At 67.4% G+C, this 19,495-nt stretch carries 16 protein-coding genes; 5 read left to right on the forward strand and 11 right to left on the reverse strand.

Features of this window, described 5'->3' with window-relative positions:
* Position 1: 1 nt before the first annotated feature.
* From CFOUR_RS08380 to CFOUR_RS08405, 6 genes are all read right to left on the reverse strand, one after another.
* Positions 2 to 721: a 16S rRNA (uracil(1498)-N(3))-methyltransferase gene (locus CFOUR_RS08380; protein ID WP_290179116.1), complete on the reverse strand. Its 720-nt coding sequence runs from the start codon at positions 719 to 721 to the stop codon at positions 2 to 4.
* Positions 718 to 1,854, reverse strand: coding sequence for a molecular chaperone DnaJ (gene dnaJ / locus CFOUR_RS08385; RefSeq protein WP_085956671.1), 1,137 nt, complete (start codon positions 1,852 to 1,854; stop codon positions 718 to 720). Before dnaJ ends, CFOUR_RS08380 begins: the two co-directional genes overlap by 4 nt.
* Before the next feature lie 10 nt (positions 1,855 to 1,864).
* Positions 1,865 to 2,881: a heat-inducible transcriptional repressor HrcA gene (gene hrcA / locus CFOUR_RS08390; RefSeq protein ID WP_413540766.1), complete on the reverse strand. Its 1,017-nt coding sequence runs from the start codon at positions 2,879 to 2,881 to the stop codon at positions 1,865 to 1,867.
* 6 nt (positions 2,882 to 2,887) lie between these two features.
* Positions 2,888 to 4,006, reverse strand: a complete 1,119-nt coding sequence (gene hemW, locus CFOUR_RS08395) for a radical SAM family heme chaperone HemW (RefSeq protein ID WP_290179118.1) — start codon at positions 4,004 to 4,006, stop codon at positions 2,888 to 2,890.
* 10 nt (positions 4,007 to 4,016) lie between these two features.
* The gene (locus CFOUR_RS08400; protein ID WP_085956673.1) at positions 4,017 to 4,685 is read right to left on the reverse strand and encodes a hypothetical protein; all 669 of its coding nucleotides are present in this window, start codon (positions 4,683 to 4,685) and stop codon (positions 4,017 to 4,019) included.
* A gap of 87 nt (positions 4,686 to 4,772) precedes the next feature.
* Positions 4,773 to 6,611, reverse strand: a complete 1,839-nt coding sequence (locus tag CFOUR_RS08405) for an AMP-dependent synthetase/ligase (protein ID WP_085958318.1) — start codon at positions 6,609 to 6,611, stop codon at positions 4,773 to 4,775.
* A 53-nt stretch (positions 6,612 to 6,664) separates the two neighbouring features.
* Here CFOUR_RS08405 and malQ point away from each other — a divergent pair, with 53 nt between their 5' ends.
* Positions 6,665 to 8,815 (forward strand): 4-alpha-glucanotransferase, encoded by a 2,151-nt coding sequence (gene malQ, locus CFOUR_RS08410; protein WP_435383872.1) that lies wholly within the window; start codon positions 6,665 to 6,667, stop codon positions 8,813 to 8,815.
* Here malQ and CFOUR_RS08415 read toward each other — a convergent pair.
* From CFOUR_RS08415 to CFOUR_RS08430, 4 genes are all read right to left on the reverse strand, one after another.
* Positions 8,812 to 8,952 carry a hypothetical protein gene (locus tag CFOUR_RS08415; RefSeq protein ID WP_179154763.1) on the reverse strand — a complete coding sequence of 47 codons (141 nt, stop codon included), beginning with the start codon at positions 8,950 to 8,952 and terminating at the stop codon, positions 8,812 to 8,814. The genes malQ and CFOUR_RS08415 overlap by 4 nt on opposite strands.
* A gap of 24 nt (positions 8,953 to 8,976) precedes the next feature.
* Entirely contained in the window at positions 8,977 to 9,150 is a 174-nt protein-coding gene (locus CFOUR_RS08420; protein WP_179154764.1) for a hypothetical protein, read from the reverse strand.
* Entirely contained in the window at positions 9,147 to 10,364 is a 1,218-nt protein-coding gene (locus CFOUR_RS08425) for a chymotrypsin family serine protease (protein WP_290179122.1), read from the reverse strand. The genes CFOUR_RS08420 and CFOUR_RS08425 overlap by 4 nt, the downstream gene beginning before the upstream one ends.
* An 80-nt stretch (positions 10,365 to 10,444) precedes the next feature.
* A complete protein-coding gene (locus tag CFOUR_RS08430) occupies positions 10,445 to 12,400 on the reverse strand; it encodes a M3 family metallopeptidase (RefSeq protein WP_290179124.1) in 1,956 nt (651 codons plus the stop codon).
* Between the two features lie 32 nt (positions 12,401 to 12,432).
* Between CFOUR_RS08430 and CFOUR_RS08435 the strand changes: the two genes are divergently transcribed.
* Entirely contained in the window at positions 12,433 to 13,209 is a 777-nt protein-coding gene (locus tag CFOUR_RS08435) for a carboxylesterase family protein (protein WP_101706340.1), read from the forward strand.
* Here the strand turns inward: CFOUR_RS08435 and CFOUR_RS08440 are convergent.
* Entirely contained in the window at positions 13,206 to 13,805 is a 600-nt protein-coding gene (locus CFOUR_RS08440) for a hypothetical protein (RefSeq protein WP_085956676.1), read from the reverse strand. The genes CFOUR_RS08435 and CFOUR_RS08440 overlap by 4 nt on opposite strands.
* Positions 13,806 to 13,884: 79 nt before the next feature.
* On the opposite strand from CFOUR_RS08440, the gene CFOUR_RS08445 reads away from it, so the two are divergent.
* Genes CFOUR_RS08445 through CFOUR_RS08455 form a run of 3 tightly spaced genes read left to right on the forward strand, consistent with a single transcriptional unit; the run spans position 13,885 to position 19,415 of the window.
* Complete coding sequence (locus tag CFOUR_RS08445; RefSeq protein WP_085956677.1) at positions 13,885 to 15,792, forward strand: ABC transporter ATP-binding protein; 1,908 nt, start codon at positions 13,885 to 13,887, stop codon at positions 15,790 to 15,792.
* Between the two features lie 52 nt (positions 15,793 to 15,844).
* The gene (locus CFOUR_RS08450; protein WP_085956678.1) at positions 15,845 to 18,361 is read left to right on the forward strand and encodes a glycosyltransferase 87 family protein; all 2,517 of its coding nucleotides are present in this window, start codon (positions 15,845 to 15,847) and stop codon (positions 18,359 to 18,361) included.
* Positions 18,294 to 19,415 carry a MalY/PatB family protein gene (locus tag CFOUR_RS08455; protein ID WP_085956679.1) on the forward strand — a complete coding sequence of 374 codons (1,122 nt, stop codon included), beginning with the start codon at positions 18,294 to 18,296 and terminating at the stop codon, positions 19,413 to 19,415. Before CFOUR_RS08450 ends, CFOUR_RS08455 begins: the two co-directional genes overlap by 68 nt.
* The last annotated feature ends 80 nt before the right edge of the window (positions 19,416 to 19,495 follow it).

Below are 19,495 nucleotides of genomic sequence, written 5' to 3' on the forward strand. Positions count from 1 at the left end.
CCTACCAGCGGGAGGTCAACGCCCCGATGGCGCAAAGGCCCGCAAACGCCGCAGACGCGGTGCGCAGCACCTCCGGCCCGAGCTTGACCGGATGGGCGCCGAGCGCCTCAAGTTCGTCGGCGCCGATGCCGCCTTCCGGGCCGACGATGAGCCAGATGTCCTCGCCGAGCGCGCCGAAGTCGACGTCCCGGATGGCGTCGGTGGCGTCTTCGTGCAGCACCAGCGCGTGAGCCTCGTTTCTCGGCTCACGCAAAAAGGCGGCGAGTTGGTTCGTCGTCACGGGCTCTGCCACTTCGGGCACCCACGCCCGGCGGGCCTGCTTCGCGCTGGCCAGCGCCTGGGCACGCCACTTATCCACCTGTTTGGCCTGCTTGTTCGCCGGCCACCGGGCGATGGTGCGGTGCGAAATCCACGGCACGATCGCGTCCGCCCCGCCCTGGACCGCCAGGTCGACGGCCAGCTCGGCGCGCTCGCCTTTGGGCACCGCCTGCACGACCGTCACGCGGGGTGTGGGTTGCGGGATGCGCTCCAGCTTGTCGACGTCACACTCCACGCCCCGCGCATCGATCCGGGTGACGGTGGCTTCGGCGGTGGTGCCGTGGCCGTCGAAAAGCATGATGCGCTCGCCGGGCTGGATGCGCTTGACATGGGCGTGCTTAGCCTCGGCGCCGGCGAGTGTGCCGGCGGCCGGGTCGTCGGCGAGGAAGTACGGCAGGCTCATCGGCGGAACTTGCCGCGCATGCGGGAGAAGAACCCGTCGTGCGCCTCGTCGGACTCGACGTGGACGGCCGGGTTGTCCTGGTGGCCGTCGCGCAGGTCCTCCAATGCGGCGCGCTCGTCGTTCGTCAGCGCGGTGGGAACGGTGACCTGCACGTGCGCGATCATGTCGCCGGCGCCCTCGGCGCGCAGTCGCGGCATGCCCTCGCCCTGCAGGTGAATGGTGTCTCCCGGCTGGGTGCCGCCGGGCACCTCGATGGCGGTGGGCTGCCCGGCCAGGTTGTCCACGGAAAGCTCGGTGCCCAACGCCGCGTCGTACATGGGCACGGTCAGACGCAGGTGCAGGTCGTTGTTCTCCCGCATGAACACGGGGTGCGGCTGGACCTGGACCTCCACGTACAGGTCGCCGGCCGGGCCGCCGCCGTGGCCGACCTCGCCCTGGTTGGCCATGCGGATGCGCATGCCGGAGTTGATGCCGGCGGGGATGTTCACCGTCAGGTCGCGGGTGGCGCGCACGCGCCCGTCTCCGGCGCACTGGGTGCACGGGTCCTTGATCACCTCGCCGTAGCCGTGGCAGGTGGGGCACTCGCGGGTGGTCATGACGTTGCCCAGGAAGGACTGCTGCATCTCCTGGACCTGGCCCGCGCCGCCGCAGGTGCCGCAGGGCACCGGCTTCGCCTCGGTTTTGGACCCGGTGCCGTGGCACTTGTCGCACAGCACGGCGGTATCCACCGTGACCTCTTTCTTCGCGCCCGCGAAGGCCTCTTCCAGGGTGATGCTGGTGCGCAGCAGGGCATCGTTGCCCGGCTGCACGCGCGAGCGCGGCTGGCGCGCGCCTGCCCCGCCGCCGAAGAACGCCTCGAAGATGTCGCCCAAGCCGCCACCGCCGAACCCGGCCGCGCCGCCCATGCCGCCGCCGGCCTCCATCGGATCCCCGCCGCGGTCCACGATCGCGCGTTTCTGCGGGTCCAGCAGCACCTCCTGGGCCGCCGCGATCTCCGCGAACTTCTCGGCCGCCTCTTCGGACGGGTTAACGTCCGGGTGGTACTTGCGCGCCAGTTTGCGGTACGCCTTCTTAATCTCCTGCTCGGTGGCTTCCTGGTCCACGCCGAGGATGCCGTAGTAATCGCGAGCCATATCTTCCCTTCTATTCGCCCCGCAGGATGCGGCTGATGTAGCGGGCCACGGTGGCAACCTTCTGCATGGTACCGGGGTAGTCCATGTGGGTCGGACCCACTACCCCGAGCCCGCCGAGTGCCTCGTCGCCCGAGCCATACGCTGTTGTAACAATCGAGGCGCGCGAAAATTCCTCGTCCTCGTTTTCGCGCCCGATGCGCACTGACACCCGCTCTAATTCCTGGGCGCCGGCGAGCAGTTTGAGCACCACCACCTGCTGCTCTAGCGCGTCAATCACACCTTGCAGGCCGCCGGAGGGCACCACTAGGTTCGATGAGCCGGCGATGATCAGCCGGTCCGGCGACGCGTCCACGAGGGTGGTGATCAGCACCTCAGCCGCCCGGCTGGCGGGATCGGCCAAATGCGGCGGCGCCTTCGCGGTCAGGCGGGCCAGCTCGGCGGAGGCGTCGCGCATGGTCGCGCCGACAAGGGCGTCGTTAAGCAAATCGCGCAGCAGCCGCACCCCGTCCTCGCCGATGGGCGCGGCAAGGTCGACGTTGCGCTGGTCCACGCGCCCGGCGTCGGTGATGAGTACGAGCAACAGGCGCGTCGGGGTCAGCTCCACCACCTCGCAGTGCTTCACGCGCGAGACGTTTAAGGTGGGCAGCTGCACCACCGCCGCCTGGTTGGTCAGCTGCGCGAGCAGCTGCACGGAGCGGCGCAGCACGTCTTCGAGGTCCACGCCGTTTTCCAAAAAGTCCAAAATCGCGTGCCGTTCGGCGGCGGAGAGCGGCTTGACGTCGTGCAGCGCGTCCACGAACGCGCGGTAGCCGGCCTCCGTGGGGATGCGCCCGGACGACGCGTGGGTTTGGGAGATGTAGCCCTGCTGCTCCAGCACCGCCATGTCGTTGCGGATAGTCGCGGAGCTGACCCCCATCTTGTGCCGCTCCACCAGCGACTTCGACCCCACGGGTTCCTGGCTGGCAATGTAGTCGGCCACGATCGCGCGCAGCACCGCTTGGCGCCGCTGGTCCGCAGTACCCATCACGCCTCCTTACTCGGCTGCCAGGATATCGGTGATGATGCCGTCTGCAAGAAGCCGCCCTTCGTCCGTCAGCCGCAGCCGCTCGTCCGCCTGAAGCAGGCCCGCGCGCACATGCCTATCGACGACGTCCCGCGCCCCCGCACCAACCCACCCCGCCGGGATGCCTTCTTTCAGGCGCAGCCCCAGCATGACCGCCTCGGTGTGGGCTTCGGCCTCGGTGATGGTTTCGCGGTCCTGGATGGGCAGGATGCCGTCGCTAAGCAGCTGCGCATACTTCTCGGGGCGCTTGACGTTGAAGAAGCGCTGCGCGCCGATGAAGCTGTGCGCGCCGGGGCCTGCGCCCCACCACTGGCGGTTGTGCCAGTAGATCAGGTTGTGGCGGCACTTTCCGCCCGGTTTGGCCCAGTTGGACACCTCGTACCAGGAATAGCCGTGCGCTTCGAGGGTGCCTGCGATGAGCTCGTAGCGGTCCGCGTAGACGTCTTCCTGCGGCGCCGGCAGCTCGCCGCGGCGGACCTTGCGGGCCATGGCGGTGCCATCCTCGACGATGAGCGAGTACGCCGAGACGTGGTCCACGCCCGTGGCCAAAATGGCGTCGAGGGTGCGGCGCACGTCGTCGTCGGTTTCGGTGGGCGTGCCGTAGATCATGTCCAGGTTCACGTGCGCGAACCCGGCGGCGAGCGCCTCGCGCGCGGCGGCGACGGCACGGCCCGGGGTGTGCTGGCGGTCCAGCACCCGCAGCACCGGTGTGGAGGCGGACTGCATGCCCAGCGACACGCGCGTGAACCCGGCGTCGCGCAGGCCCTCGAAGTAGACGGGGCTGGTGGATTCCGGGTTGGACTCGGTGGTGACCTCCGCGCCGTCGGCGAGCCCGAACGTGTTGCGCACCGCAGCAAGGATGCGGCCCAGCCCCTCGGCGCCGAGCAGGCTGGGGGTGCCGCCGCCGATGAACACGGTGTCCGCGGCCGGCAGCCCTCGCGCGGCGGCGAGTTCGAGTTCTCGCTCGAGCGCGTCCAAGTACTGGGCGTGCGAGGAGTCCACCTCGGTGGGTGTGTAGGTGTTGAAGTCGCAGTACCCGCAGCGCGTAGCGCAAAACGGGACGTGGATATAGACGCCGAAGGAATCCATGGCGCCTAGGTTAGGCCCCGCGGCGGGAACGCTTCGCGGCGACCTTGGCCACGATTCGGTCGATGCGGGCGCGCTCCTCCAAAAACTCCGGCGGGTTCATCCCGCGCATGGTGCGCACGAACGCCGGGTGGTCCACGCAGACGGTTTCCACCCAGCCCACCACGGCCTCCTCCACGATCTCGCCGACGCGGGCGTACAGGTGAGGCAGGCTGACCACGCCGAGCTCACGGGCGACCATGTCGGTCTGCTCCAGGCAGTAGGACACCACCTCGCCCAGGTGCTGGACCACCAGGTCGGTGCGGCCGGTCAGCGCGTCCTGCATGGTCTGCACCGAGAAGGGGGCTTTGAGGGGGAACAGGTCGTTGAGGCCGGAGGCGTCGAGAAGCTCGGGCTCCGGGATGCGCTCCTCCGGCTTCACGCCGACTGAAAGGTGGCCGGCGGCACGCCCCGAGGTCAGCGCCTGGCGCAGCCCGATCAGCTCGGCAACGACGCGGCGGGCGTCTTGGCGGGCGTCGTCGACGATTTCAACGAACTCGGCGAGGCAATCCTCGGTGAGCTCGCCGTCGTAATCCGCGATCGCCTCCGCGAGGTGCTCGGTGTACTCCGCCACCTCGTCGCCGATGTTGTAAATCTCCTGCGTGAGCTCGCGGTGACGCAGTACAGCGGCGGTCTTGTGCATCGCGAGCCCTCCTTGGAAGCGCCTGTGGGAAGTGACAAATTGGCATGCTAGGCCACAGCCGCGGCGGTGGAAGGAAGGCGCGCCGAACTAGCGCTGGTACAGCTTGTCAATGTCTTCCTGGAAGCGCTGGAAGACCACGTTGCGCTTGACCTTCATCGTCGGCGTCATCTCGTCGTGCTGTTCCGACAGGTCGCGGTCCAGGATGCGGAACTTCTTGATCGCCTCGGTGCGCGAGACGGTGGCGTTGGCCAGGTTCACCGCGTCCTGGACCTCCGCGCGCAACGCGGGGTCCTGGGCGAGATCGGCAATCTTCTTGTTGGCCGGGATGTTGTGGTTGGCCTTCCAGCGCTTGAGCTCTTCTTCATCCAGGGTGACCAGCACGCCGACGAACGGCTTGCCGTCGCCGACCACCAGCGCGTTGGAGATCAGCGGGTCCTGGCGGATGATCTCCTCCATCGGCCCGGGCGAGATGTTCTTGCCGCCGGCGGTGACGATCAGGTCCTTCTTGCGGCCGGTGATTGAGACGTAGCCGTCCTCGTCCACCTCGCCCAGATCGCCGGTGTTGAACCAGCCGTCCGTGACCGCTTCCTCGGTCGCGGCCGGGTTCTGCCAGTACTCAGAGAACACGCCGGGGCCCTTGAACTCGATCTCGCCGTCGTCGTTGATGCGCACGGAGTAGCCGTTGACGGGCCGGCCCACGGTGCCGATCTTGTTGCCGTGGGCGTTGTTCACGCACGCCGCGGCGCAGGTCTCGGTCAGCCCGTAGCCCTCGTAGATGGGCACGCCCATGCCGCGGAAGAAGTGCGACAGGTCCGGGCTCATGGCGGAGCCGCCGGTGATGCCGTACCAGACGGAACCACCCATGGCCTCCTTGATCTTGCCGTAGACGAGCTTTTCGGAGACCGCACGTTTTGCCTTTTGCACCCGCGACGGGCCGTCGGCGCTCTCCAGGGCCTTGGAGTACTCGATGGCGGCCTTTTCCGCTTCCAGGAACATCCGCTTGCCCACCGCGGAGCCGTCCGCGGCCTTGTTGTAGGCGCCCTCGCGCACCTTCTCAAACACGCGCGGCACGCCCACCACCAGGTTGGGGCGCACGCGCTGCAGCTCCACCATCAGCGTGGAGGTGTCCGACCAGTGCGACTGGGTCGCCCCCGAAATGGTCCACGCCAGCGACACCGCGCGCGCCAACACGTGCGCCAGCGGCAAGAACGTCACCATGCGCTGGCCGGGGAAGGACACGGCGCCGATCTCGTTTTCCAGCAGCGCCCAGGTCTGGTACGCCCAGTTGCCGTGGGTGATCTCCACGCCTTTGGGCCGGCCGGTGGTGCCGGAGGTGTAGACGATGGAGCCTAAGTCTGCGTGGCGGATGGCGCGGACACGTTCGTCGATAAGCGATTGCTCGACGTCGCGGCCTTCGAACTTGATGGTCTCCACGCCCGCCGCGTTGAACTCGTAGATGCGCTCGAGCTGCGACGGCGAGTCCGCGAACTTCGGCTTGCCTGTCTCGTCCAGCAAAAACGGGCTCATCAGCTGGGTGTGGTCGCGCGTTTCGGTGAACGCGATCTTCGCGCCGGAATCCTCCAGAATCCACTGGATCTGGTGCATGGACGACGTCGGGTAGATCGGCACCGAGGCGGCGCCGGCGGCCCAAATGGCAAAGTCGAGAAGCGACCACTCGTAGCGGGTGGACGACAAGATGGCCACGCGGTCGCCCGGCTCCACACCCGCGGCGACAAGGCCCTTCGCCACGTCGTAGACCTCCTGCAGGAACTCCTCCGCCGTGACGGAGACCCACTCGTAGTTGCGCGGCCGGTAATACAGCACCAAGTGGGGGCTTTCCTCGCACGTGTGCACCAACCTGCTCAGGCAGGTGTCGGTGTCCGTGAGCGTGAATCCAAGTTCCGTTGTGTGCGCATTAGAAGGCATGGTGCCCAACACTACCCCAGCGTGTGCGGCGCGGCTTTGGCAGAATGCGTGGCGTGACCAACGCTCAACTGCTGCACGCACTCGCCGAGTCCTACGGTTTCGCCACCTCGTACCGCGCCTCGAACGGGCTGGTCACCGAGCCGCCCGCCGAGTCGTTTGTGAAGCTGCTCAACGCACTGGGCCTTTCGCTTAGCGACGAACCTTCGGACGAAGAACTCCAATTCCACCTCGACGCCCGCCGGGAATTCTGGGCCACCCGCCCCACCCCGCCGTGCGTGGTGGCCACCCAGGGCGCGGAGAAGCACTTCAACGTCCACGTGCACGAGGGCCACTACGCCCACTGCTGGATCCGGTTAGAAGACGGCTCCTCGCGCGACTGCTACCAGGACGAGAACTGGGCGCCGCCGTGTACCGCCTCCGACGGGGTGGTGTGGGGCGAGGCCACCTTCCACGTGCCGGGCGATCTGCCCGCCGGCTACCACGAGCTGCACCTAGAATCGGACAACTTGGACGAGGTCTGCCCGCTGCTGGTGGTGCCGGCGGCGCTGTCCACCAACGCGGAGGTGGTGCGCGAGCCGGTGTGGGGCGTGATGGCGCAGCTGTATTCGGTGCGCTCCCTGGACTCCTGGGGCATCGGCGACTTCAACGACTTGGGCGCGATCGCCGAAGCGGTGGCGCAGCAGGGCGCGGACTACCTGCTGATTAACCCGGTGCACGCCGCCCAGCCGGTCCCACCGGTGGAGGACTCGCCCTACCTGCCCACCTCCCGCCGCTTTGTCAATCCCATCTACATCGCAGTCGAGCAGGTGCCGGAGTTCGGGTTGTTGGAGGAGGGCGACCGGGAGGACGTCGCAAAGCTTGCCGCCCCGCTGAAGGCCATGAACCACACCGCGCGGCCGCTCGAGCGCGACACCATCTTCGCCGCGAAGCTGGCGGCGCTGCGCGCGCTGTTCTACGCCTCCGCCGCCGACGAGGCGCGCAGGCACGACTTCGAGCTGTTCTGCCTGGACGAAGGCGAAGGCCTGCGCCAATTCGCGCAATGGTGCGCCGCCCAGGCTTCCGAATCCGAGCACCACGGCGCGCCGAAGCACGCCGGCGAAGACCCGCAGGAACTCGTGGAGTTCTACATGTGGCTGCAGTTCATCGCCGACGAACAGCGCCGCGTCGCCCAGCAGCGGGCCCTGGCGGCCGGCATGCGGCTGGGCATTATGACGGACCTGGCCGTAGGCATCCACCCCGGCGGCGCCGATGCGGCCACGTTGCACGAGGTGCTGGTGCCGGACGCCTCGGTGGGCGCGCCGCCGGACCAGTACTCGCAGCAAGGCCAGGACTGGTCGCAGCCGCCGTGGAACCCGCAGCAACTCGCCCAGGCCGGCTACCGCCCGTGGCGCGACCTTTTGCGCACCGTGCTGCGTCACTCCGGCGGCATCCGCGTCGACCACGTGCTCGGGCTGTTCCGCCTGTTCTGGCTGCCACGCATGGACACCCCGGCGCACGGCGCGTACATGCATTACGACTTCGAGGCCATGGTCGGCGTGCTCGTGCTGGAGGCGCAGCGCGCCGGGGCCGTCGTGGTGGGCGAAGATCTGGGCACCTTCGAGCCGTGGGTGCAAGACGTGCTGCGCGACAAGGGCATTTTGGGCACGTCGGTGTTGTGGTTCGAGTCCGTGCCGCCGGAGGCGCCGAGGCCGTCGCAGCAGTACCGCAACCTGGCGCTGACCGCGGTGGGCACGCACGACCTGCCGCCCACTGCCGGCTACCTCGAGGGTGCTCACAACGCGCTGCGCCACAAGCTGGGCCTGGTGGCTGAATCCTTGGAGGAGCTCAACGCCGCCGACGCGGTGTGGATCTCCCAGGTGCTCGCCGCCGCCCAGGCGGAGGGCGCGTTCGAGGCCACCGCGCTGGCGGACGTGGACTTTTTGGACCGGGATTTGGGCGAGTACGACGACGTGGACGCCCTAGTGGAGGGCCTGACGCGGTTTATCGCCTCCACCCCGTCCGCGATGACGTGCACGAACCTGGTGGACATGGTGGGCGATACGCGCATTCAAAACCAGCCGGGCACCAACCGGGAGATGTATTCCAACTGGTGCATCCCGCTTTGCGACGCCTCCGGCACCCCCGTCCTCGTCGAAGACCTGCCCGACGTGCCGTTGTTCCGCCGCATCGCGGCTGCCTCACAGCGCTCGGGCGCGGGACGCTAAAGGGCGCCGACGACCGCGGCGATGACCACAAGCGCGATCAGCGCCCACATCACCTGGGTCACCCGCGACTGCGGGTACTTGCGCTGCGGCTTGGGCAGCTTCTGATCCTGCTTGCGCAGCTCTTCCGGGTTGGCCATGGGGTGTAAGCCTAGCGCCGCGAGTCAGCGTCTGGAAACTGCGCGGGAAACTCCGCGGGTTCCCGCCCGCGAAACACCGTCGACGATGCGCAGCAGCGCGTAGCCCACCCCGGCGCACACCGGGGTAGCCGCGGCGAGGATCAGCGGCACCTGCGCCCAGGGGCTCAGCCCCATCAGCCATCCTGCAAGCCAGCTCATTTGCCCGCCCCCAACACGTAACCGACGGCGGAGACCAGCACCGCCAACGAGGCCACCACGCCGAATGCGATCAACAGGGCATTCGCCGTGTGGCGCTCGCGGGCCTCGGGGACCTCCTCCGGGGTTTCGGGCGGCTCGCTGGGCACGCTCGAGGGAGTTGCGGCACCTGTCGGAAACGATGGCTGGAGGGGCGCCGGCGGGGCGACCACCACACGCGTGGTCTTTGTCTCGCCCGTGACGGTGTACGTCCCGTCCTTCCCAATCGGCTCAACAGGCTCAGCCGGGGCCGCCGGGACGGTCAGCCCGGCAAATCCCTTCGAAGGCTGGGTGGTTTCTGGGGTCTCGGTGGCAGTGGCTCGCGCGGGCGCGACCGCCGCGGTTGGGGTGACCACCGTGGTAAGCACCGAGTCGGGCCGCGGTGCCGACGTGCCTGACGTCGGCACCTTGGCGCCGGTCCAGTCGTAGCGCGAGCGCAGGAAGGCGTCGATGCGGGTGTCGCCGTAGATCGGCCCGCTCACCAGCGAGCTGGCGCGCTCGAACCCCACGATCTCGTTGCCGGAGCCGTCCACCAGAGCGTTCGCGCCGGACATCACGCCAACGACTCCCCTGCCGGGCACGTAGACGGGCCCGCCGGAGTCGCCGTGGTCCGGCATGCCGGGGGCGTCGAAGTAGATGGTCCGTTCGATCATGCCCACGTACGGCCCGCAGGACGCGTCATCCTCGCCCGCGTGGGAGGCGTAGCCGTGGTAGCACAGCGTCTCGCCGACACGGACCTCATCGATGGGCACGTAGTCGCCGCCGAAGCGGTTCCGCCCCACCTCAACGTTGTTGAACCAGTAGATCACGGCCCAGTCGTTCGCGTTGGTGGGACCGTAGTAGTAGGCGGCCGGGTAGATCATGCCGGCGGGCGTGGGCAGTTGGCGGCCACGCTCGTCGGCGAGGTAGACCACGGCGCCGTCGTCGGAGGGCGTGTCTCCGTGCGCCGCGCAGTGGCCGGCGGTGTAACTGCGCCGCTGATCAACCTCGTTGTAGCCGATCGTGCAGGCGGTGAGGTCTTCGGAGCCCAGATTGTCGACGAACACCCGCTCGCCCTGCTTCGCGACGAGCGGCCCCGCCGCCCCTACGACAGTTGCGGGCGCCGCCACGTGCAGCGCGATCGCCGAAACGGCAGCCAGTGCGCCCGCGAGAGGGCGCCGCAGGTATCCGTTCGGCATGCAGCTGTCCTTGTCTTGCTTTTTAACGGTGAGACCGACACGAACTGTACATCACCGCCCCATTTTGCCGGAACTTCCTGTTAGAGGTCGGTGCCGGCCAAGCCGCGGCGCTGAAGTAGCGGACGGGTGTCTTTGTCGCGGCCGCGGAAGGCGCGGTAGGCCTCCGCGTAGTCGCGCGAGGAGCCCTTGGACAAGATCGCGTCGCGGAACTTCGCGCCCGTCGCGCGGTTGATGCCCTCGGCGGCGACGAGCTCGTAGCCGTCCGCGTCGAGCGCCTCGGCCCACAGGTAGGAGTAGTAGCCCGCGGAGTACCCGCCGGCGAAGATGTGGTTGAACCAGGTGGAGCGGTAGCGTGGCTCTAGCCCCTCCACGTCGAGGCCCAGCTCGCGCAGGACCCCCGCCTCGAACGCGTCGATGTCTTCGGGCACCTCGCCTTCAAGCGAGTGCCACGCCAGGTCGATCGCGCTGGCAGCGAGGTACTCGGCGGTGGAAAAGCCCTGGCCGAACTGGCGGGAGGCGTCCATTGCCTCGAGCAGCGGCGCCGGGATGGGCTCGCCGGTGTCCACGTGGCGCGCGTAGTTGCGGGCGATTTCGGGGGCGAACGCGTAGTTCTCGTTGATCTGGGAGGGAAACTCCACCCAGTCGCGCGGGACGTTGGTGCCGGAGTGCGACGGGTAGCGCACGTCGGAGAGCAGACCGTGCAGGGCGTGGCCGAACTCGTGGAACAGCGTGGTCACCTCGTCGATCGTGAGCAGGTTGGAGGTAATCGACATGACGTTGACCACCACCGGCTTCGTGCCGGCGAGGTGGGACTGGTCCACAAACGAGCTCATCCAGGCGCCGCCGCGCTTCGAAGAGCGCGCGTTGTAGTCCGTGAGCAGCAGGCCGATGCCGGTGCCGTCTTCTTCTTTGACCTCCCACACGTCGACGTCGGCGCGGTATCCGGCGAGGTCTTCGCGTTTTTCCACCGTGATGCCGTAGAGCAGGTTGGCGGCGTAGAACACGCCGTCGGTGAGCACCTGCTCGAGCGGGAAGTACTTGCGCAGCTGCGCCTCGTCGATGCCGAGTTCCTCCTCGCGCCGCTTCGCCTGCCAGTACGGCCAATCCGCGCCGTCGATCTCCGCACCGGCCAACTCCCCGGCGAGCTTACGTTCCGCCTCCGCGTTCGCCGCGGCCGCGGGAGCCAAGTCGGCAATGAGCTGGCGCGCAGCCGCGGCGGTACCGGCGGTTTCTTCCGCGATGACGTAATCGGCGTGGGTATCAAAGCCGAGCAGCTTCGCGCGTTCTTGGCGCAGTGCCACGGATTCCAGCACGATGTCGCGGTTGGTGTCCCGGCCGCGGGCACGGGAGGCGTCGAAAAGCTTGTGGCGCGCCGAGGACTCCTCCAGCTCGGACTGCAGCGCCTGGGTGGTGGGCAGCTCGATCGGCACCACGTAGGCACCGTCTTCTTCGTAGGCGGCGAGCTGGTCTTCGGACAGGCCGGCAAGCTCTGCGCGGTCGAACGTCACCGCGAGTTTTTTGGTGTCCGCCAGCAGGTTGCGCCCGAAGCGTTCGGACAGCTCGGATAAGCGCTGGTTGATCTCCTGCAGGCGGGACTTGCCGGCGGCGTCGAGGTCCGCGCCGCGGCGGGTGAAGCGGCGCAGAAGCTCGCTGTGAAGCCTTTGCGACTCTTCGTCTTCCGGCACTTCGACGCTCTTGATGCGCTGGTAGAGCGCGTCGTTTTGGTACATCGAGTCCACATGCGCCGACAGCTTCGGCACGATGCGGTCCGCCACGGCGTCGAACTCGTCGGTGGAGTCGGTGCCCTGCAGGTTGAAAAACCAGGCCATCACGCGGTCCAGGTCCGCCCCGGCAAGCTCGAAGGCCTCCACGGTGGTTTCCCACGTCGGGGTGTCTGCGGTGGTGGTCTCCGCGATCTCGGCGGCGTGGCGCTTCAACGCCTCCTCGAACGCGGGCTCCACGTGCTCGAGGCGGATGTTGGCGAAGTCCGGCAGGTTGTACGGCAGGGTCGAGGGGGTAAGAAGCGGGTTTGTCATGGCGGTCAGTGTATGCGGATACGATCTGGCGCATGGCTGAAACGGAAATCACATGCGCGGCAGGCACGATCATCGGCGCGGTGCGCGACGGCGCGCGCGTGTTCGACTCCGTGGAATACCTCGCGGCCGGCGGCGCCTTCGACGACCCCGTGCCGCTGGCGCAGGGCGTGCTCATCGACGCCACGGTGCCCCACCCGAACGCCCTTTCCATCCGCACCCCGCGCCACGCGAGCCCCGGCGCGGACTGCCCGGTGGTGGTGTGGCTGTCCGACCCGGTCGGAGTCTCCGACGACAACACCGTCCACGTGCGCGTGCCACACCGCGGCGGCTTCGAGGGGTTTTTGCCCTTCGCCGCGGATGCGATCGGGCACTTCCGCGGCGTGGCGGACGCGGCCGAGGCCCTGCACTGGATCCAGCGCAACATCGAGGCGTTCGGCGGCGACCCCACCAACGTCACGCTCGTGGGCGCGGGCGAGGACGCGGCGGTGGCGCTGTGGCTGTGCCGGCGTGACCATTACACCGGCGAGTTCCGCCGCGTGTGGGCGGCGGACCCGGTCTTTCCGCGTAGGTCCTACGAGAAGCGCAAGTGGGCGGTGCGCGCCTTATTGTCTGCTCCCCTGACGAGCGACAAGCTCAACGAGCTGGCGGAAGATAGGCCGGGCAGGGTGGCGCGAAGCTACCGTCGCTACGCAAAGTTCTTCGGCCCCATGGGCCCGCAGCCTTACGACGCCGCCGAGCTGGCCGACCTCGCCGTCGTGCACGTCGAACGCGACGTTAACGCGCGCGAGATCGCCCGGTTTTCCCGCTAGTTGTTCAGGTTGCCCTTGAAGGTGATGTTGCCGATGGTGAACTCCGCGTCCCACAGGTTGCCGGTGGACACGTCGAAGGGGTACTTCGCGTTCACGGTCGCGCCCGGCCCCAGCGGGCGGTCCAGCCCCACGACGTCCACGCCTGCGTCTTCCGCGATCGGCTGGTACTTCGCGTCCTTGAAGTCCGGGTTGGATGTGCTGTTGACGTTGTAGCGCAGCTTCGGCTCCAGCGCGTCCTCCGGCAGCGGTGCGTCCGATTCGTTGGTGATGGCCACCACGACAACAGAGCCGCCGCTGGGGGTGTACGAGGTGCCCTGCCACTTGTAGGACAGCTCCATGGCCGGGTCCTTCACGCGCTCGCCGTCGGTCTTGTCACTGACCGTCGGGTCCACCTCGTTGACCTCGAAGCCCTTGCGCTGCACTCCGATGCGGTCGTCCGCCTGGCCCTGCGGGGCGTCTTCCGCGGCGGTGACCTGGGTGGAGCTGATCGTATCGTCCGCCATCTCTGCGTCCGCGCAGGCAGAAAGCGCCAGCGTGGCGGCCAGGGCTGCGGAGGTGAGCATTGCTGCCTGCGGGCGGCGGGTGCGGTGGGACATGGGCGCCTCTTCTTTTTCGCGGGTCGGGCTTGTGAAGGTTTGCTGCCCCACTTTACAGCCCGGGTACCCTCTGGAAACTATGCAGTCAATGATGCGCATTACCCGCAGCGCTTCCGCCCTCTGGCCGTTCTATATCGCGGTGGTGGTGGTGTCGACGCTGGTGGCGGCACTCGGGCTGGTCTCGCCGTTTCTGATCCGGGAGGCCACGGACACGATCGTCGCAAAGCTTAACGACGCTTCCCTGCCGGACCCCATCCGCACCGTAGTCTGGCTCGCCGTCGCACTCTTCGCCGCCGAGGCCGCGGCGTCGCTGCTGCGCAACGTCTCCGGCTACCTCGGCGACGTGATGGTCGCGCGCATCCGGCAGATCTTGTCCACCCGCTATTTTGCCAAGCTGCTCGCGCTGCCCCAGCGCTACTACGACAACCAAGTCACCGGCACCATCATCGCCCGGCTGGACCGCTCGATTGCCAACGTCACGCAGTTCATCCAGTCCTTCACCAACAACTTTTTGCCCATGCTGCTGCAGGTCGCGGCGATCTTGGGCATCACGGCGTACTACTACTGGCCGCTGACCGTGCTGCTGGCGCTTCTGTTTCCCCTCTACACCTGGCTGACCGCGCTGACGTCGAAGCGCTGGCAGGGCTTTGAGAAGGACAAAAACGCCAACATCGACGAAGGCAACGGCCGCTTCGCCGAGGTAGTCGGTCAGGTCAAGGTGACCAAGTCCTACGGCGCGGAAACCCGCGAGCTGGCAAAGTTCGGCCGCCACTACACCAACACGGTGGACATCACCCGCCCGCAGTCGCGCTGGTGGCACTCCATGGACACGCTGCGCGGCGTGGCCATGAACCTGATCTTTTTGGGCATCTACCTGATCTTGTTCACCCGCACCTTGCACGGTCACTTCTCCATCGGCGAGATGGTCATGCTCATCCAGATGGTCACCATGGCGCGCCAGCCGGTGACCATGATGAGCTGGATCGTCGACTCCGCGCAGCGCGCCGTGGCAGGCTCGCGCGACTACTTCCAGGTGATGGACGAGTCGGTGGAGCCCACCGCGAACCGCCAGCTCGTGGCAGCGACGCAGGCCTCCGACATGCCGGAGGTGGAGCTGACCCAGCAAACTCCCCTGCCCGTGCGCGAGCCGGTGGTCGCCTTCGAGGACGTGACCTTCGAGTACGCCCCGGGCGAGCCGGTGCTGCACAACGTCTCGTTCACCGCCCGCGAGGGAGAAAAGATTGCGCTTGTCGGCGAGTCGGGCGGCGGCAAGTCCACGATTGTCAACCTCCTGCTGGGCCTCTACCCCATCACCCAGGGCCGGCTGCGCGTGTGCGGCGAGGAGCTTTCGGAACTGGACGTGGAGAAGCTGCGCGCCACCACCGGCGTGGTGTTCCAGGAGGCGGCGCTGTTTTCTGGCTCGGTGTTTGAAAACATCGCCTACGGCAAGCCCGATGCCACCTTGGAGGACGTCGTGGCGGTGGCCAAGCGAGCCAACGCCCACGAGTTCATCATGAAATTCGCCGACGGCTACGACACCGTCATCGGCGAGCGTGGCCTGCGACTGTCCGGCGGCCAGCGCCAGCGCGTGGCGGTGGCGCGCGCGATGCTCAAAGACGCGCCGATTCTGATCCTGGACGAGGCCACCTCCGCCCTGGACACCAAAGCCGAACGCGCCGTGCAGGCCGGCCTGGACGAGCTGATGGTGGGCCGCACCACCATCATGATCGCGCACCGGTTGTCCACCATCGCGGGCGTGGACACGATCATCACGCTTCGCGACGGCCACGTCGACGAAATCGGCTCCCCGGAGCAGCTGGCCGTCTCCGGCGGCATCTACTCGGAGCTTTTGCGCTTGACCGCGTCCTCGTCCGCCGCCGACCGCGAGAGGCTGAAGGCGTTCGGCTTCCATGTCGACGGCTCAGACGAGGACCCAGAGGATGACTCAGAGGATGGCGCAGAAGACCATTCAGTAGACGGGGCGTAGCCAGCACCTTCCGGGGCGCGAGGTGAGGCTTCGGGCCCTAACATCTCTGCCTATGCGAAAAGTACTTCTGTCTGCGCCGATGATGGTGGTCTCGCTGCTGCTTTGCGTGGTGAGTCTGCTGGTTGGCTGGTACCAGCACAGCTACGTGCCCTTCTACACCACGGACCGGCGCGAGGTGGAGGACTTTCTCGTCTACTACCGCGGGGCGAAGGCGTTTTGGTCAACCCCGAACGTGTACGAGTCGCAGATCAACACCGGCGTCGCCGGGGACCTGCCGTATTCCTACCCGCCGTCGTCGCTGCTGTTTTTCTCCCCGCTGACGCTGTTTGGCGAGACCCTCGGGCTGGCCTTGTTCTCGCTGGTCTCCCTCGCTGCGCTGTGGTGGGTGATCACGCTAACCCTGCGCAAGTGCGGCATCGGGGACGCCGCTAAATGGGCGCTGGTTGCCCTGCCGTTGGCGTTTTGGGTCGATCCCGTCCACAACACGTTCCACCACGGCCAAGTCAACATCGTGCTCATGGCGCTCGTGCTCACGGACCTGTGGTGGGACTCCCCGAAGCGCAAGTATTTGCCCACAGGCATACTCATCGGCGTCGCCGCAGCAGTGAAGATGACGCCGGCGCTGTTCGGGCTCTACTTCATTTTCACCCGCAACTGGAAAGCGCTCGGCGCCGCTGTTGCCACGGGCGCGGCCGCGCTCGGATTCGCAGGCGCGCTCAAGCCGGAAGCGCTCGCGTACTACTTCACCACCCAGATCGGCCAGATGTCCGGGGTGCTTGGGCTCAACCGCGCCCACAACCAGTCCGCCCGCGGCCTGGTCGCCCGCTTCGTCCCCGCCGACGCGCAGACCTATTTCACCGCCATCATGTTCGCCGGCATTGTCGCGCTCGCGGTTTTGGCGCTGCGCCGGCTGTTCGCCTCCCGCGCCGAGGAAGCCGCGGTCATGTGTATCGCGCTGCTGTCGCTGCTGGTCGCGCCGATTACGTGGCAGCACCACTACGTGTGGGTCGTGCCACTGTGCATCCTCATGGTCTGCTCCGGCATCCGCAACGCCAACCCGTGGCCGCCGTTTCTCGTTGCGGTGTACGCCACCATCTCCTTGATCTTCATCCCCCACAAGCAGATCGTGGACCCGATGGTCACCACCCCGGACGCGTACACGGTGCGGGATTTGGCGCAGTCCAGCCTGGTCATGTGGGCGATCGTGGTGCTGCTGGTGATGTGGGTGCAGGCCCCCGGCTTCAGCCTGACCGGCACCCGCGCGCCGCTGCGCTTCACCTCCTTCATCGCGTTTGCGCCGCTTGTGGTCTACGCGGTGCTGTGCACCGTCGCCACTGCCTGGTGGCGCAAGATGGAATCCCCGATGCTCTCCGCCTACGAAGGAACGTTCCACCCGCTGGAGCACCTGCAGATCCTCAGCGGGGCCGGCGCCGGCTTTGGCGCGCAGCCGGATATCTATTCCGTGGCGTTTAGCTACCCCGACGGGCGGCAGGAGTTTTTCACTTACCCGCCGGTGACCATGCTGTTTGGCAAGCTGCTCGGCTTCGGGGAGATGGGTACCTGGGAGGCGCTGCACACCATCGCCGGCACGCTGGCGGTGTGGTGGATCATCTACCTGGTGTTCACCCGCTTTTCGTGGCCGTCGCCGGTGGCGTGCGCGACGGTGCTGCTGCCGGCGGCGCTGTGGCTGGACCCGGTGCGCTTCAACTTCTACTTCGGCGAGCTGACCATCTTCGCTGTGGCCTTCGTGTGCACAGATCTGTGGTGGCCCCGCCCGGCGCGCCTCGAGCGCGTCGTGCCCGCGGGGCTGCTCACCGGTATCGCGGCCGCGTTTACGCTGCGCCCCATCGTTTTCGCCGTGTACTTCCTGCTGCGCAAGGACTACCGCGCACTCGGGTGGTTCGGCGGCGCGTTTGCCGCGCTCACCGCACTCGGTGCGGCTCCTCGCCCGGGCATGACCTCGGCGTATTTCGGAGATTACCTGCCGCACATCGGCGAGCGCTACGACCTGTCCCAGGCGCAAAACCTCACCCTGTTCGGTGCCGCGCAACGCTTCACCTCCGCCGAGGGCGCAAGCGCGCTGTGGGTGCTGTCCGTGTTCGTCGTCGGCACGGCGCTGGTGTACGCGGCCCGTGTTTTTATTCAGCGCGGCGAGGCCCCGATGGGCGCCGTCAGCCTGGCCCTGGCGGCCCTGACGGTCTCTGCCTGGGCGCCGCCCTACAGCTGGGCGTGGATGCTGCCCGGAGTGTTCGTCGTCGGCGAGTTCGCGTGGCGCCACCGCGATGTCTCCACCCTGCTGGTTTCCCTGCTCTACCTGGGGTTGACCACCGTGTTCGTGCCGCACTCGCAGTTTAAGGGCATGGACACGATCGGCGAGCGGGGCAGGGTCCTCGGTGATTGGGTGATGTCCTCTGTGGTGTGGTGGACGCTGCTTGCCGCGACGGTGTTCGCGCTGTGGGCGCTCACCCACGCGCGCGAGGACGATGGCTACCGTGGGCGCTATGCAATTTCCCGACCTTCACACCCTGCAAGCCCGCGGCACGAGGAAGTGGACGCAGTTCGACGCTGACGTCTTGCCGCTGTTTATCGCCGAAAGCGATTTTCCCACTGCCCCGGAGGTCAAGCGGGCGATTTCCGACGCCGTGGAGCGCGAGATGTTCGGCTACACCCCCGCCCCGCACGCGCACCGCCTGGGCGAGGCCGTGAGTGATTTTTACGCCGAGCGCTACGGATGGCGCCCGGACGCGGAGAAGATCTTCCCGGTCGCGGACGTGGTGCGCGGCGTGATGCTTGCCATCCAATATTTCACCGAGGGCGATGTGGTGGTGCCGGTGCCAGCCTACTTCCCGTTTTTGGACGTGGCGCAGGTTGCAGGCCGCAAGCGTGTCGACGTCAGCTTCGCCGGCGGCCTCGACCTGGATGAAGTCGAGGCGGCGTTTGCCAACGGTGCGGGCAGCATCATCGTGACTAACCCGTTTAACCCGGGCGGCTACGTGTTCACTAAGGACCAGCTCGACGAGGTGTGCGCCCTGGCGCGCAAGCACAGCGCGCGGGTGATCGTCGACGAGATCCATGCCCCGCTGGTCTACGACGGGGCGCACGTGTGCGCCGCAGCGAACAACCCGGACGTGTGCATCACGGTCACCGCCACGTCGAAGGCGTGGAACGTGGCGGGGCTGAAGTGCGCGCAGCTGATCTTCTCCAACGACGAGGATGTCAAGGTGTGGAATGGCCTGTCAGGCGTGGCCAAAGATGGGGTGGGCACGCTCGGCATCGTGGCCGCAGAGGCCTGCTACGACCACGGCCGGGAGTTTTTGGACGAGGAGATCGCGCAGCTCAAGGCGAACCGCGACTGGCTGGTGGAGCACCTGCCGCAGGCCGTGCCGGGCATCGAGATCGAGGTGCCGGCCGCGACCTATCTGATGTTCTTGAATTTCAAGAACACGAAGCTGGACGACAAGAAGCCGGCCGCCTGGTTACGCCGCCACGCCAAGGTGGCCATGAACGAGGGCATCGACTTCGGGCCCGGCGGCGAGCACCGCGCGCGGATGAACTTCGCCACCTCCCCGGAGATTTTGGCGGAGGCGGTGCGGCGCATCGGTGACGCCGTCGCAAAGCTGTAGCCCCCTCGGGTGTCCCACTTTATGGAACCTAGTTCCCATCTAGCGGTCGGGTGGTTTATGCTTTAGGCCACTTCCACCAA

The sequence above is a fragment of the Corynebacterium fournieri genome (assembly GCF_030408775.1).
In the GTDB taxonomy this organism is placed as follows: domain Bacteria; phylum Actinomycetota; class Actinomycetes; order Mycobacteriales; family Mycobacteriaceae; genus Corynebacterium; species Corynebacterium fournieri.

What these genes read in the sequence shown, in the direction of transcription:
- dnaJ (WP_085956671.1), bottom strand. Translation starts at nt 1,854, where the DNA reads ATGGCTCGCGATTACTACGGCATCCTCGGCGTGGACCAGGAAGCCACC.
- CFOUR_RS08425 (WP_290179122.1), bottom strand. Translation starts at nt 10,364, where the DNA reads ATGCCGAACGGATACCTGCGGCGCCCTCTCGCGGGCGCACTGGCTGCC.
- CFOUR_RS08450 (WP_085956678.1), top strand. Translation starts at nt 15,845, where the DNA reads ATGCGAAAAGTACTTCTGTCTGCGCCGATGATGGTGGTCTCGCTGCTG.
- CFOUR_RS08415 (WP_179154763.1), bottom strand. Translation starts at nt 8,952, where the DNA reads ATGGCCAACCCGGAAGAGCTGCGCAAGCAGGATCAGAAGCTGCCCAAG.
- CFOUR_RS08440 (WP_085956676.1), bottom strand. Translation starts at nt 13,805, where the DNA reads ATGTCCCACCGCACCCGCCGCCCGCAGGCAGCAATGCTCACCTCCGCA.
- CFOUR_RS08400 (WP_085956673.1), bottom strand. Translation starts at nt 4,685, where the DNA reads ATGCACAAGACCGCCGCTGTACTGCGTCACCGCGAGCTCACGCAGGAG.
- CFOUR_RS08430 (WP_290179124.1), bottom strand. Translation starts at nt 12,400, where the DNA reads ATGACAAACCCGCTTCTTACCCCCTCGACCCTGCCGTACAACCTGCCG.
- CFOUR_RS08445 (WP_085956677.1), top strand. Translation starts at nt 13,885, where the DNA reads ATGCAGTCAATGATGCGCATTACCCGCAGCGCTTCCGCCCTCTGGCCG.
- hemW (WP_290179118.1), bottom strand. Translation starts at nt 4,006, where the DNA reads ATGGATTCCTTCGGCGTCTATATCCACGTCCCGTTTTGCGCTACGCGC.
- CFOUR_RS08405 (WP_085958318.1), bottom strand. Translation starts at nt 6,611, where the DNA reads ATGCCTTCTAATGCGCACACAACGGAACTTGGATTCACGCTCACGGAC.
- CFOUR_RS08380 (WP_290179116.1), bottom strand. Translation starts at nt 721, where the DNA reads ATGAGCCTGCCGTACTTCCTCGCCGACGACCCGGCCGCCGGCACACTC.
- CFOUR_RS08455 (WP_085956679.1), top strand. Translation starts at nt 18,294, where the DNA reads ATGCAATTTCCCGACCTTCACACCCTGCAAGCCCGCGGCACGAGGAAG.
- CFOUR_RS08435 (WP_101706340.1), top strand. Translation starts at nt 12,433, where the DNA reads ATGGCTGAAACGGAAATCACATGCGCGGCAGGCACGATCATCGGCGCG.
- CFOUR_RS08420 (WP_179154764.1), bottom strand. Translation starts at nt 9,150, where the DNA reads ATGAGCTGGCTTGCAGGATGGCTGATGGGGCTGAGCCCCTGGGCGCAG.